We start from the raw sequence: 14,129 nt of genomic DNA, 5'->3' as shown, positions 1-14,129 counted from the left end.
AGTTTTGGTTTTAAATACGGCCGCCAATGTCTCTTTCAGCAGCGGCCACTCATCGGCCCGGCAAAGGCAGCGGGATCAAGTTCCCGTTTCTCAATCAACAGCGCATAAAACTGTGGCTCGTTTGAGCCGATGGAAACAAAATCACCATCGAGTATTTCATACACATCATAAAAGTGCGTCGTACCGTCAAGCAAATTACTAGCGCGCTTTGGTCCCCAGGCGCCAAGCTTGTCCATCGAGTAAAGCATCGGCATCAGACTCGCGGAGCCATCGGTAATGGCAGCGTCAATCATCTGCCCCACACCAGAAGTTTTTGCCTTTAGCAAAGCAGCCAGCATACCCATCACCAGAAAGTGACTACAGCCTGCGTAATCATCCATCAAGTTTAGCGGTGGATCCGGCGTATCCTCACGACCGATATCTACTCCAACTCTTGTAATGTTCATCTTGGGTTTCTCCTCATCATCTGAATGGCTAGTTGACACTTACCATTCTGGCGCAATAACGCCGAATTGCTAGGGTGAGGAGGAGTCCATCCCATTGCTTACTTATTTTTTACAAAAAAAAGCATTTTGCGCATAAAAGAACCAAAGCTTTGTCAACACGGCACGTATCGGTCCCTTTCTTATTTCGCTTAGACGAAAATTAAATTATTTTTTCTCAATATTTGAAAAAAGCGTCAGGCCGAGAACAAAAACGACTAAAGACAAAACATGTTAGCGCTATGTCAGCCAAGCTACTCTTCCCATATAACTTAAAGCAATACGAGCAGCCTATTTATTTAAATCGATTAATTCTTCCTCAGTATTCATAGTATCAAAATCCAACTGCCTATTTGAATCCACAAGCGAATACGGTCACTCAGTGATAAACAGTTACATAGCTTTATCTAGAATCTGAATTTCACTAAGTATGTTAACAAAATCTTGCATTCACCAATTTGGGGGGCGCTTTGCCAGAAATGCAGAAAGGCCTTCTTGTGCTTCCTCTGACTCACGTATTTCGGCTATCATTTTTATAGTGTGTCCAATCATGTCTTCTGTAATACCACCACCGGATACCTCCTGTACTACCCTTTTACAAATTTTAATCGCATTGGGGGCGTTGTTGAGCAAATCGCTCACAAGATCATCGACCGCTGCGTCTAACTTGTCAGTTTCGACAAGGTCACTTATGAGGCCTATCTGAAGTGCTCTTTGAGCATCGGTTCGCCTACCCGACATAAACATTTGCCGAGAGGCGCGTGCGCCGATTGCGCGGACCACATAGGGGGCGATCGTCGCCGGTGCCATGCCAAGCTTTACTTCGGACAGAGCGAATCTGGCTTTTGGTGTGCCTATCGCGTAATCACAACAACAAACTAGCCCCACTCCGCCACCGAATGCAGCGCCTTGAACTTTTGCGATTGTTGGAAGTGGATGAAAGTAAAGGGCTTTCATCAAGGCCGCGAGCTGCTTTCCGTCTTCGAGATTATCCTGGTAACTATTCATACCCATGCGCTTCATATAATTCAAGTCACCACCAGCGGAGAAGCTACTTCCCTGCGATTGAATAACGACAATCCTGGCTTTTTCTGAATTTTGAGCTTCGATTAAGGCCTTTGTGAGCCTTATTATCTGCTTATCATCGAAGGCATTGTGAACATGCGGACGATTCATAGTTATTGTAAAAACTCCGACGCTATCGAGAACCGTTTGAAGTTCATTGCTCATACTTATTCCTTATATAAGTGCTTCACATTAAATTCAAATTTTTTCCATATATCAATAGCTTGGTATTATTGGCCGGACAAGCTATTTACTTTATGAGCAGACTTGAATCATTGCCGCTATTATTTGTCTTTGAGGGATTCTAGCTCAAAATAGATTACAACACTATTGAGCTACAATCAATTATGATTGTGTTACTAACAATGACTTTTTTGGAAAATATTTTTCCTTTTGGGTTAATATTGAGTTTACATCAATATTAACCGTAAGCGACCAACAAACCACACCCTATACTAGCGACACGCCCCAGGGTAGCAAGGCCTGCAATTCGTCATCACTGGATATGCTTGGCAGTCTTGTAAACACTTCCCGCAAATACGCGTAAGATTCAAGGCCATTCGCCTTCGCGGTTTCGATCAAACTATAAATAGCGGCGCTGGCGTGGGCGCCTCGGGTGTTGCACTGAACAACCCCTTCTTCCGACGATATCCACAGCCTCAAAGCTTTGCTCTTGGAGAAGGTCGATGCCTCAACGAGAAGGATAAACGCATCTCGTTATTGGAAGAGCAGGTGTGTTTGTTAAAGCATAAACGCTTTGCTGCCAGCAGTGAGAAGCCGGATGGTCAGACCGAGCTTTTTAATGAAGCCGAAGTGTGTGTGAGCTCTACCCAGTTATCCCTAGTGATTTATCGGGCATAAAATCAGCTTCTTGAGATAGGATCGCCGATTGCATCCCCTAAAAACCAGAACAGGCAGCACCCAACAGCACTTTTTCCCGATGACCAGAATAAAGCCGAACTCTTTAAGTTAATTTATTTCCGCTAACCACAACGGATCTCCTTATTAAAAATATATAACGCGGATTCAAATCCGCGTTATATAAAGGCACTACCAATACTTTAGGACGTGAAATTGCTTTCGATACATTCTAATACTAGGGTCCCTATAAAGGTTCATTCACCAGGGGAATAGCTGGAACTAACGTTATAGCGGGAATAAGAATTACGCCTCCATTAGAAAAATAGTCGCCGACCTCACCAGGATTGTTCATTAAAACCGTCAATACCGGAACCGCGCTTTCTGCAACTGGCAGGGCAATACCGTTCACCACTGATGAAATTTCGTCAACCCCCAAGAGCGAACTGCCTAAGCGTGAAAGCGGTTCAACCCGGGACGCCAGATCACCGTCACCAGCATAAGGCAATCCACCACCTAGAGCGCGCCCATCAATAGAAAGAGCACTCACGAAATTTTGAGCATGAATACTACCCGACAAGGAAAACAAGCATAGGCAAAGCACAAGAAAATATTTATTCATATCCAACTCCAACAAGATTAACAATCTAATTACAAACGCAAAAACTCACTTTTCGTTGTGACACAGCGTAATAAAACTGTCCATTGCTCTCGCGACGAATTCATCATTTATTACCTCCGGCACCAAAACCAAACAATGGAATGCTAGCGACCAAAACTCCACTCTAGGCTAAGGCCGTAATTTGCTAGCGGCGCTCTCGAATCCAATGCACCAAAGTCGGTCATAAAGCGACTAATGTTATATTCCGCATTACCAATATTTCTACCAAAGGCACTTATTCTTAAATTTTGATCTTCCAAAAGATAACTTGCACGCGCACCTATCTCTCCGTAGCTCTCCTCACGAGAAGTCGATGCATTGCTTGCGAGATAATAGAATCCATCGTTATAATAATAATCCACGCTAAGCTCCAGTGGCCCAGAATTGGTCATGAATGTTTGGGTCAAGCCGACGGATCCCGAATAGTTAGGAGAGCGCACAACCTCACTCCCTGAGTAATCTTGACCTTTTTCAAGAGCTCCCGTATCTTCATCAAATCCCGTGCCGTTTTTATAATCAGTGTACACCGTATCCAGATATGCCATGTTTGCTGTGAGTACCAAGCTATTAAAGAAACTCGGTAGAATTTGCGCCAGAATATCGATATCAAATCCTTGAATCACTGACTCCCCTGCATTTTCGAAATTAACCACACCACCTTCCAGCACAGAGACGATCTGGACCTGAGGATTTTCTACAGTGTAATGGAAAGCCGACGCATTTAACGTAAGAGTGTCATCGAAAAGCAAAGTTTTCACACCAATTTCATAAGCGTCAATTTCCTCAGCAAGAACTTTCTCCGCTTCGAAATCCAAGAAATTTATTACGTTATAAGCCGCACTCTTGGTTGATTGCTGCCATGTGGCAAATATTAACGCGTCAGTTCCCGCCCACTCGCCAGCTGGTCGATAATTGAAGGTTACCTTGGGACTAAATGCGTATGTCGTAGTTTCTAACTCTGGATTTGTCTCAAAAGATTGATCTTGATAGACGAGCAAGCCTCCATCAGTCTGTCGCAACCCAGCCCTCGACCTAATTACTCTACGCTGCTCTTCCTGATAACGACCACCGAGAGTCAATGAAAATTGCTCGTCAAAATCCACGGTCACCTGACTATAGTAAGAATAGGACTCCGTACCCAACATTGAATTCGTCTCAAGATCACCCGTTGGTAGTGGCAAGGTAGCAAGCAGGCCAGCAAGCTCACCCGGTACAAGTGGTAAACCCACCACGTCTCCATTATCAAGGTTGGTGCCGGTAAACCTAAGTTTTAACACATCAAAGCCGGCTACCGATTCGAAATAGTACATACCAACAATCCACTCAAGCCAATCTGACCCCCAAGAACTATCATTAGAAATAATCTGAATTTCTCCAGTCTGAGCATCAGAACTCCCAGGCTCAATTTCAAAGTATACTATCGGCTGAGCCGACCCATCAAAATCATAACGTTGATATACTTCAATATACTGATCGCTACCAAAAAACTTAAGATCGAATTGATCAAAAAACATACTTACGTGGCCATAGTAAGTATCTGCAGTCTGCTCAAAAGCGGTATCTTCATTATTGACACCTTTATATGGATCTTCCGGCTTGATTCCAAGAGCTTCGCCGAGATCACTCGGATTAACATTAACGGAGTAAAGAGTGCCAGCTCCCCGCTGATCTAATTTATAGGCATTCAGTTGAATCTCCATCCAATCAGTAGGCACCCAAAGTACCTTGCCTCGATATGCATTCGTCTCTTCACGAGGTAACTCCTCCCCGTCCGGGAATTCACTAGTGTTAACTCTACCGTCAATATGGCCAAGTGCATCGCTATAAATGCCGGAAAGGCTTACCCCCAACTTATCTTCAATAAGCGGAAAACTGACTGTACCTCGCGCACTATCTTTGTCATAAGACTCCCGAGAAACCCGGAACGTCGCATCCACTCCCTCCAGCGAAGGCTTCTTAGTAGTAATACTAACGGCACCACCAATGGCATTTCGACCAAACAAAGTACCTTGCGGGCCCTTAAGAACTTCAATACGTTCGACATCACCAAAATTAGTCGTTTGCCCTAAAGAATACGGGGAATAAACACCGTCGGTGTAATTCACCACACTCGGGTCAGCAAATAAAAATGCATCAGAGCCTAACCCCCGCAAGTAAGTTACCGTAAAACCCACCTGAGTGGTCACAGTTAAACCTGGAACGATTTTTGGCAAAGACGCTACACTTTCGACACCCATAGCATCTAGTTTTTCATTACTAAACGCCTGAATAGAAATGGGGACTTCTTGCATATTTTCTTCGCGCCGTTGAGCGGTAACCATTACCTCCTCAAGTAATCGACTTGTACTCTTTTTTTTGCCACCAGCATTTCGGTCCTCTTCGCCCTCTGCGTAGGTGACTGAGCTAGCCACAAGGCTTGCCCCAACTAAAACTAGTTTCAACATCTGTCGCATTAACACTCTCCCTAATTATTCTTCTATTACTTAATAAGTAATTAGCCATCGCTTATAATATTTAATTCTTTAAATACATAGTCAGAGCGATATTTTTCAAAAAGCTCTTCAATCGCCGAAACAGACCACCTATTGACCAACGCTCAACTAACTGCGGCACCGCCAAGACTAAAACAACCAATCATAACAAGCAACATATTTAGGGCAAATTACACTAAGATATATAATTTACACCCAACCAAAAACAACCTTGCAGAGCAAAAGGCATAGCTTACTGACCCATAGTCAACAAGATAGCGCTCAACAAACACCCCTCTAACGCCCCCTGTTTTCCCGTCACGAAAGGCCGAAATGGCAAGCCTCTATTACTGTAGAGGCCTGATGGCAGTATAATTAGCGCAAAAAATGCGAAGTAGCCGAGAGGCAAAGAGTCTTCACGACGGGGGCAAAAAATTCGGTTAACCTGGCTCTCAGCACCAAACTATTACTGAGCAACAAGAAGAAATGCGACGACTAAAAGCCCAGCTACGCAGGATTACTGAAGCGAGAGATATTGCAAAGGAAGCCGCGGCATTCGTAAACGATCAATAAACCCTACCTAATAATCTTTCCGCTGCGGCGTTACTCTTCAGGTTTTAACTGGAGAGCCATCCATGAGCACAGTCAATAAAGCACAATTCGGGCAAGACCACATCATTGCCTGGCAAGGCAGCCGCCTTTATCAAACCATGCATTGCAAACAGCGCGAAATCAAATTCCACAACTTTGCCTATTAGCGTAATCGTTTAAGTCCCGCAAAAGCGCCGTCAGCGAAATCAATGAAACTGGGCGCCATGCCATTTTCATCCTGATTGGTCACTGCTGTCCCGTTAAGGAGAAATAAAAAAGCCTGATTCCACCACAATTGATACAATGAGATTATCTAGAAAACACTGTATTAATAGAGGGTATCAGGCCGTGGCACATTGTAATACCATTCTTTCACAAATACTAAAACTTGTTCCGAGACATGAATTTGAGACCCTTGCAAAACAACACCATTCAGGTAGTGCCTTTCGTACAGCCTCCCGTTGGTCGCAGTTCGTGTCACTGACGATGGCTCAATTGTCTGGGAGAAACAGCTTGCGTGACATCGTTGATAATATGTCGGCGCAAATGCATCGCCTCTACCACTTGGGCAGCGCCAAACTATCGCGATCTAACCTGTCGCGCATCAATGAAGACAAACCCTATGCCCTGTACGAAGCGTTGTTTGGAAAGCTGTTAATGCGCTGCCAAGGCGTAGCGCCTGATCATAATTTCAAGTTTAACCACCCCTTGTATTCGCTGGATGCCTCTACTATCGACTTGTGCTTGTCTGCGTTTCCCTGGGCTGATTTTCGCACCACTAAGGGCGCGATTAAGTTGCACGTCGGCTTGAATCATGCCGGTTATTTACCGGAGTTTGTGACCATTACGGAGGGAAAGAAACACGATGTGACCGTGGGTCGCATGCTCAACTTCCCTAAAGGGAGCATGGTTGCCATTGATAAGGCGTACAATGATTATGTTTGGTATAAGCAATTGACAGAAAAGGATATTTTCTTCGTTACCCTGCTTAAGGACAATGCAAAATACCGTATTATTGATCGTCGAGCCGTGTTGAAAAACAAAGGCTTAACGTGTGATCAAACGATAGAATTCACCGACCCGCAGGTCTCTAAAAAATTTCCCGTTCAATTGCGTCGGGTAGGCTATAAAGACGCGGATACGGGCAAACACTATGTGTTTTTAACGAACAATTTCAAGCTAGCCGCCAAGACGATTGCCGATATCTACAAAGCTCGGTGGCAAGTCGAGTTGTTCTTCAAATGGATAAAACAAAACCTGAAAATCAAATCATTTGTAGGCACGAGCAAGAATGCGGTAATGACACAAATATGGATAGCCATGTGCGTTTATCTGCTCATTGCATTTCTTGCGTTTCAGTCAGAGCTTACAAAAAGTATGCAGCAGATATTACGGCTACTGCAGCTTAATTTGTTTGATAAACGTGACCTGATGGCTCTCTTAAGGGGAGACCCATCTAATGACAGGCTACCCGATATCAATCAGTTGAAGCTCATATGAAAGTTAACGGGACAGCAGTGCTGATTGGTGATGAATTTACCGCTCGGTGTCAGGTTAGAATTATCTGCCAGTGATTTGCCTGTCGTATTTCCCGCGGTGCTGCATATCCTTCGAGAATCAAACTAATGCTGCGGCCGACATCCAATGTTGAGGTCTAATTGTACATGGCCCCAGTGGATATGCGCGAGTCCATTAACGGCTTGGCCGCGCTGGTTGAAAACGAGCTGGCGCTCTCGCCGATGATGGAGGTGCTATTTGTATTTTGTAATCTTGGCCGAGATCGCGAACATTAAAAATATGTTGAAAAAAATCAATAAACAATGTACATCTGTATTCACATATTTAGCTATCTATATATCGAAAAAAATAAAACCCATTTAAATCCATACAACCTAATATCAAGGACATTAAATGAACGACGCCAATGAATTACCGATTTATAATAATATCATTAACGGAAATATCGTAGAACCTAGCTCCGGACGATATATCGATGTATATAGCCCAGCTACCGGAAATCTAATTGCTAAGACTGCCGACGGCAACGCAACTGACGTTGACCTAGCTGTAAATGCTGCCAGCTCTGCTTTTAAAAGTAATGATTGGAAAGGTATCAGCGTTTTAGCGCGCTCAAAGATTCTGTATCAAATAGGAAACACGGTATTAGCGAATGCTCAAGAACTTGCTATTTTGGAAGTTCAAGCATCTGGCGGAACAATCAAGCGAGTAATGGGTTTAGATATTCTGGCCGTTGCAGATTTATTCTTTACTCTTGCCGAATCGATAAAAACCTATCCATTTATCGAAAACCTACCCCCAAAAATATTGCCAGAACAAGTTCATACTATGGTGGTAAAAGAGCCAGTTGGCGTGTGTGGCATTATTACTGCCTGGAATTTTCCACTCCTTTTACTTTCGTGGAAAATCGCACCTGCTTTAGCGGCGGGAAACACTATAGTAGTTAAAGCATCCGAATTAACACCAACATCAACATTTCGTCTAATCCAGCTACTTAATACCTTCCTACCCGCTGGCGTGCTGAACCTAGTAAGCGGTACCGGTGTGGACGTAGGTGATGCGCTTGTAAAACACCCCAAAGTCAACAAAATTTCTTTTACCGGATCCACGCAAACTGGCAGAAATATTCAGATTGCAGCGGCTGCGACATTAAAACGAGTAACCCTTGAGCTTGGAGGCAAAGGCGCGGCAATCGTAATGCCTGACGCCAATATCGACTTGGTGGCGCATGGCGCCCTCTTCGGCATTATGATGAACTCTGGACAGGCTTGTGAATCAAGTAGTCGATTAATTGTCCATGTCGACATTCACGATGAACTCATCGCCAAGATGAAGATCTTAGCCGAGAAAATAGTTGTCGGCAATCCGCTCGATCTCGCAACCGGCATGGGCCCTATTATTTCCGAGCAGCAGTTTAATCGAATCAAGGCCTATCTTAAATCAGCTCAAGAACAAGGTGCCAACATCGTTACCGGAGGAAAACGGAAAATTGTTGCCGGCTTCGAAAATGGTTATTTTCTTGAGCCAACCATTGTCAGCAATTGCCAGAATGACATGAAACACGCTTGTGAAGAAATCTTCGGCCCAGTTGTATCTATTATTAAATTTACCGAGCTAGACGAAGCCATAAACATCGCAAACGATTCAATATACGGACTATCGGCAGGTATTTGGACCGAGGACGTCATTGGCGCTCAAGCGGTTGCTCGCCAACTCGAGGCCGGCTCGATTTGGATTAATGATTGGCACATGATGCGTACCGACGCACCTTTTGGCGGAATGAAGCAGAGTGGCTATGGTCGGGAAATGAGTCATAACAGCCTGAACTCATATACAGAATTGAAATCGATTTCCACGGCTTTCGAGCGCGACCCGAGGAAGAAGTCAACATATCAATTGGTCCATACGTTTTGAACCCCGCGCCCCAGCTAACTGAACGTCAATTATTAATAGGATACCAGTATGTCTAGTTCACATTATTATCAATACAATATGCGCAGCACGATCCATTGTGCCGCGGGATCCGTGATTCGTATACCCGCATTATTCGAAGGCATGGGCGCCAAACGAGTTGTGTTATTCAGCGATATTGGCCTTGAACAAGCCGGCATCGTCGACCAAATAAAAGCGGTATTTGCCAGTTGCTCTAGCAATAAGGCAATGCTGGTAGGCGTCTACACCGGCATTAGCCAAGACGCAGCCTGCCAGTCCGTAAATGCCGCAACTGCCTACGCTCGATCGGTAGCCGCTGATGCAATACTCGCGGTCGGTGGCGGCAGTGTTCTTGACGCATCAAAGGGTGTCAAATACTCTCTGCAGCACGGGGCAACTGATATAACAGATTTACTACAGAATGGAATAAAAATCGACGCTTGGCCAAGTAGCCAGCACTCAGGCATCCCTCATATAGGTGTACCCACAACAGCAGGTACAGGGGCGGAGGTTTCTCCGGTAGCGGTCTTTTACAATGAAGCATTAGGCATTAAAACTAACCTAGTAGCGCCCTTTCTTGAGCCAGACATGGCTGTTTTAGATGGTAATTTATGCTTAGGACTTCCTGATTTTCTCACTGCAGCCACTGGTATGGATGCACTAACCCACGCGATAGAAGCAGTCGCATCCCCAACCCCGAACGCAATGACCGACGCCCACGCATTTCAGGCTGCGCAGATGATTGTCGAAAATCTACCCAAGGTAATCGATAATGGCAAGGACGTTGTTGCGCGCTCAAATATGTTACAGGCGAGCAGCCTAGCAATCGATGCCTTTGGTGGCAGCCTGAACGCAATACCAATACATAACTGCGCTCACGCTTTTGGCGGGATGTTCCACATTCCCCACGGCGACGCCAATGCAGCACTGCTTCCTATAGTGATGGAAGCATGCCCTGAATTTTACGCGGGTAAAGGACAGCGGCTTGCCAAAGCACTGAATTTACCTCAAAACGGCAGCGATCAAGAGCTGGTAAGGAACTGCATTAAATTTCTAAAGGACTTCCAACAACGCATCGGCTGTACTACCAACTTCAAACGTTGGGACGTCAGCGAAGAAAAGCAAGACGCAATTTGTATAGCCATTGCATCTGACCCAGCAGCTATGTTTTATAGTATATCCCCCGTCGCGATGGGAAAAATAATTAAATCCGTATGTTAAATGGGTCTAGAATATTGATGTTTTAGCAAACACCAAGGGCATGGATGCCCTTGATGTTTTAGCAAACACCAAGGGCATGGATGCCCGTCAAAACGCGTAAACGATCAATATACCCCATCTCACTGCTGTCTCGTTAAATTTCATATGAGCTTCAACTGATTAATATCAGGCAGCCTGTCATTAGATGGATCCCCCCTTAGGAGAGCCATCAGGTCACGCTTATCAAACAGATGCTGCTTTTCTAAGCGCTTATACCAGACGACAAAACCGTTTCGCTCCCAATACAGGAGTTTGATTTTAATTCGGCCACGATTACAAAATACAAATAACACCTCCATCATCGGCGAGAGCGCCAGCTCGTTTTCAACCAGCGCGGCCAAGCCGTTAATAGACTTGCGCATATCCACTGGGGCCATGTACAAATAGACCTCAACATTGGATGTCGGTCGTAGTATCAGCTTGACTCCCGAATGATATACGGAACCGCGGGCAACACGACAGGCAAATCACTGACGGATAACTCTAACCTGACGCCCAGCGGTAAATTCATCACCACTCGGGATGAAGCTGGCATGGCGCCCAGTTTCATTAATTTTGCTGACTGCGTTTTTGCGGGACTTAAACGATTACGCCAATAGGCAAAGTTGTGGAATTTGATTTCGTGCTGTTTACAATACGCGGCTTGAGATAGTCCACTGCCTTGCCAGGCGGCGATGTGGTCTTGCCAGAATTGTGCTTTATTTATTGTGCTCATGAATAGCTCTCCAGTTAAAAACTGAAGAGTAAAGCCGCAGCGGAAAACTATTAAATGGTGTTTATTGATCGCTTACTGGTAGAATGCAACCAAAACACTTCATCGCAGCAATATTAAGACTATACGATGATAGCGCGGCGCGGTTCCAAGCAATAAGTGCAATCCTTTCACGCAGCGAGTAAGTCTTCTCGCTGCCCCATAAATAACTCATTTGGCGATCGGTGACCACGACTGGCTCGTGGTCTAGCATTAAGCGGATCCATTACAAACTGAATTCAGGCCTGGGTTATTAGCTCTAGAGCTCCAGACCTGATCTGACATGTTTTCTTAAAAAGTAAAGCTCACGCTGTTCCTGTTATAAATACCTCTGGCGGCCCTTAAAGAGGGTGAAGCTTAACCGGTAACGAGGAGTAGCCTCTGACGATATTCGAGTGCACGCGTTCTGGTGAGCCAACGACCTCAACAAAAGAGAACCGCTGCAGGATTTCTTCCCACAGAATGCGCAATTGCATTTCAGCTAAACGGTTGCCCATACAGCGATGCACGCCAAATCCAAATGATAGGTGATGGCGGGGGTTCTTTCGGTCGATAATAAAATCATCCGCTTTTTCAATAACGCTTTCATCTCTGTTGCCAGAGATATACCACATGACAACTTTATCACCCTTTTTGATCAGTTCCCCACCTAGCTCTACGTCTCTCGTTGCTACACGACGCATATAAGTAAGTGGTGTTTGCCAGCGGATGATTTCAGGGACCATGCTAGATATCAGGCTGGGGTTATTGCGAAGCTTGTTGTACTCGACTGGATTCTCATTTAAGGCTAATACTCCCCCTGTGCTAGAGTTACGGGTTGTATCGTTACCGCCTACGATTAATAGTGCAAGCGTTCCAAGAAACTGCATAGGGTTATCTATCATATTGGCGGTATTTGGATTTGACTGCAAGAGCGATATCAGGTCAAATTTATCCTTAGAACCCTCCTGCTTACGTTTTTCCCAGAGAGAAGCAAAGGTTGCAATACAGTCCATCAGGCCGGCTTTTCGTTCTTCCTCACTGCACGTGCCCCCAGTCATTCCTGGGTCCCCTGTAACGAGGTCAGACCAGTAAGTTAGTTTATGTCGGCTCTCAAACGGGAAATCGAACAGCGTGACAAGCATCTGAGTTGTATATTCGATAGAAACTTTATCAACCCAATCAAAAGTTTCACCTACAGGTAAGCTTTCTAATATTTTCACCGCACGAGCGCGAATTTGAGACTCCATGTCTGACAAATTTTTCGGGGAAACGGCAGATTGAACTGCGGCTCTATGCTCATCATGTTTGGGTGGATCCATTGCAATAAAATTTTCTATCGCTAGATCCTCAGGTTGATCACCAAGCGTAATAATTGGTTCTGAAGAAAAGTCTCGGTGATTACTATCCACGGCAACGATGTCTGCAAACTTTGTAACTGACCAGAAAGGGCCAAAAGGACTTTGATCGAGGTAATGTACTGGAGCTTCCTCCCGTAACCGTTTGAAGAAGGGGCGCCACGCGTCTTGTTGATATAGCAGGGGATCGCTGACATCTATTTTCGCTAGAGGGACATCGAATGCTTCAAGTAACTTTTTAGTCTGATTCATTTTTCAAATTTTCCTATTTTTTACATTTGAAATTCTGGGATGTTGACTACTAGGCCATCAAGCTCATTGGTGATATCAATCTGGCAACTGAGGCGTGAATTTTTAGCGCGGTCGGGCCTCATTCTCAGCATCTCCTCCTCTATTCCCCCTGCTGCCCCGGTAGCCTCAATCCACTCATCCCCTATAAAGCAATGACAAGTCCCGCAAGCGGATGCTCCTCCGCAGTCGGCATCGATTCCCGGCACGCCTTCATCCACAATGCACTGCATTAAGGATGTGCCTGGCTCTACTTCGATCACGTACTTACTCTGGTCAAATCCAATTACGTTTATTTTTAGCATGGTACTTCTCCTCTGTGGCAATATTCGAAACTAAAATGAGACTTCACCCCCTACCTCTGCGGAGCTAACATGTTGTCAATTAGAGGGGTTGCTTTTTGTCCTGCCCCCCTTTTGCTTTAAAACTCAGCGTGTAGCTATTGTAATTTTTTAGGCGCTGAAGTCACTTCGTTGACATGTTGTCTTGCAGTAGACCGGCCAGGCGGTCGAGACGAACCTGAAGGCTCGGATATCCTTCTTCTAGAAAGCTGTCACTGCAGAATGATTTCAATCAGAGCGCTATCCGGAGTTTGGGTGTTTTCGGTGAGGCTGATTGTGTTACTTGCTGCTTTCAAGTTGCGAACCCCTCTTATTGATTTCTACTCAGTATATATTTGAGGCTAAATAAGTATGCTGATCTATCCAGCACCTAAGATACGACTGTTTTTTATACGAGACTTTGTTTTTTTAAAACTGAGCTGCACTCAATAGTGTCAGTGGTAAGTATATATGTCAACATATAATGACTTTTTATGTCCGCGATCAGCTAACCACACCCTATACGAGCGACGCATTCCTGGGTAGCCGCGCCTGCAATTCCTCATCGTCCGATATTCTCGGTAGCTTTGTAAAC

General features: G+C 45.0%; 13 protein-coding genes and 2 pseudogenes. 5 read left to right on the top strand and 10 right to left on the bottom strand.

Features of this window, described 5'->3' with window-relative positions; genetic code table 11:
* Positions 1-35 precede the first annotated feature (35 nt).
* From HNQ57_RS16250 to HNQ57_RS16230, 5 genes and pseudogenes are all read right to left on the bottom strand, one after another.
* Positions 36-446 (bottom strand): CoA transferase, encoded by a 411-nt coding sequence (locus HNQ57_RS16250; protein ID WP_184464754.1) that lies wholly within the window; start codon positions 444-446, stop codon positions 36-38.
* 486 nt (positions 447-932) lie between these two features.
* Positions 933-1,712 carry an enoyl-CoA hydratase-related protein gene (locus HNQ57_RS16245; RefSeq protein WP_184464753.1) on the bottom strand — a complete coding sequence of 260 codons (780 nt, stop codon included), beginning with the start codon at positions 1,710-1,712 and terminating at the stop codon, positions 933-935.
* A 285-nt stretch (positions 1,713-1,997) separates the two neighbouring features.
* Positions 1,998-2,191, bottom strand: a pseudogene (locus HNQ57_RS16240) (transposase domain-containing protein); the annotation flags it as partial.
* A 461-nt stretch (positions 2,192-2,652) separates the two neighbouring features.
* Entirely contained in the window at positions 2,653-3,027 is a 375-nt protein-coding gene (locus HNQ57_RS16235) for a hypothetical protein (RefSeq protein WP_184464752.1), read from the bottom strand.
* 143 nt (positions 3,028-3,170) lie between these two features.
* Complete coding sequence (locus HNQ57_RS16230; protein ID WP_184464751.1) at positions 3,171-5,519, bottom strand: TonB-dependent receptor; 2,349 nt, start codon at positions 5,517-5,519, stop codon at positions 3,171-3,173.
* A gap of 653 nt (positions 5,520-6,172) precedes the next feature.
* Between HNQ57_RS16230 and HNQ57_RS18090 the strand changes: the two genes are divergently transcribed.
* The 5 genes from HNQ57_RS18090 (at position 6,173) to HNQ57_RS16210 (ending at position 10,799) form a co-directional block, all read left to right on the top strand.
* Positions 6,173-6,295 (top strand): hypothetical protein, encoded by a 123-nt coding sequence (locus tag HNQ57_RS18090; RefSeq protein WP_264299210.1) that lies wholly within the window; start codon positions 6,173-6,175, stop codon positions 6,293-6,295.
* A 181-nt stretch (positions 6,296-6,476) separates the two neighbouring features.
* The gene (locus HNQ57_RS16225) at positions 6,477-7,628 is read left to right on the top strand and encodes an IS4 family transposase (protein ID WP_184464749.1); all 1,152 of its coding nucleotides are present in this window, start codon (positions 6,477-6,479) and stop codon (positions 7,626-7,628) included.
* Positions 7,629-7,792: 164 nt separating this feature from the next.
* Entirely contained in the window at positions 7,793-7,921 is a 129-nt protein-coding gene (tnpB, locus tag HNQ57_RS16220) for an IS66 family insertion sequence element accessory protein TnpB (RefSeq protein WP_184464747.1), read from the top strand.
* Positions 7,922-8,039: 118 nt separating this feature from the next.
* The gene (locus HNQ57_RS16215; protein ID WP_184464745.1) at positions 8,040-9,560 is read left to right on the top strand and encodes an aldehyde dehydrogenase family protein; all 1,521 of its coding nucleotides are present in this window, start codon (positions 8,040-8,042) and stop codon (positions 9,558-9,560) included.
* 48 nt (positions 9,561-9,608) lie between these two features.
* On the top strand, positions 9,609-10,799 hold the full coding sequence (locus HNQ57_RS16210; protein ID WP_184464743.1) for an iron-containing alcohol dehydrogenase: 1,191 nt from the start codon (positions 9,609-9,611) through the stop codon (positions 10,797-10,799).
* A 140-nt stretch (positions 10,800-10,939) separates the two neighbouring features.
* Here HNQ57_RS16210 and tnpB (HNQ57_RS16205) read toward each other — a convergent pair whose 3' ends face one another.
* The 5 genes and pseudogenes from tnpB (HNQ57_RS16205) to HNQ57_RS16190 form a co-directional block, all read right to left on the bottom strand.
* Complete coding sequence (gene tnpB / locus HNQ57_RS16205) at positions 10,940-11,221, bottom strand: IS66 family insertion sequence element accessory protein TnpB (protein ID WP_264299211.1); 282 nt, start codon at positions 11,219-11,221, stop codon at positions 10,940-10,942.
* Positions 11,222-11,253: 32 nt separating this feature from the next.
* Entirely contained in the window at positions 11,254-11,553 is a 300-nt protein-coding gene (gene tnpA / locus HNQ57_RS16200; RefSeq protein WP_184464739.1) for an IS66 family insertion sequence element accessory protein TnpA, read from the bottom strand.
* A gap of 167 nt (positions 11,554-11,720) precedes the next feature.
* Positions 11,721-11,828 (bottom strand): annotated as a pseudogene (locus tag HNQ57_RS18260) (IS30 family transposase); the annotation flags it as partial.
* A 102-nt stretch (positions 11,829-11,930) separates the two neighbouring features.
* Complete coding sequence (locus HNQ57_RS16195; RefSeq protein WP_184464737.1) at positions 11,931-13,178, bottom strand: cytochrome P450; 1,248 nt, start codon at positions 13,176-13,178, stop codon at positions 11,931-11,933.
* Positions 13,179-13,198: 20 nt separating this feature from the next.
* Entirely contained in the window at positions 13,199-13,519 is a 321-nt protein-coding gene (locus HNQ57_RS16190; protein ID WP_184464735.1) for a 2Fe-2S iron-sulfur cluster-binding protein, read from the bottom strand.
* Positions 13,520-14,129 lie beyond the last annotated feature (610 nt).

This window comes from Zhongshania antarctica, assembly GCF_014202945.1.
GTDB lineage: Bacteria > Pseudomonadota > Gammaproteobacteria > Pseudomonadales > Spongiibacteraceae > Spongiibacter > Spongiibacter antarcticus.
Note: the sequence above shows the minus strand (reverse complement) of the source record. Positions and strands in the feature narration are given on the sequence as shown.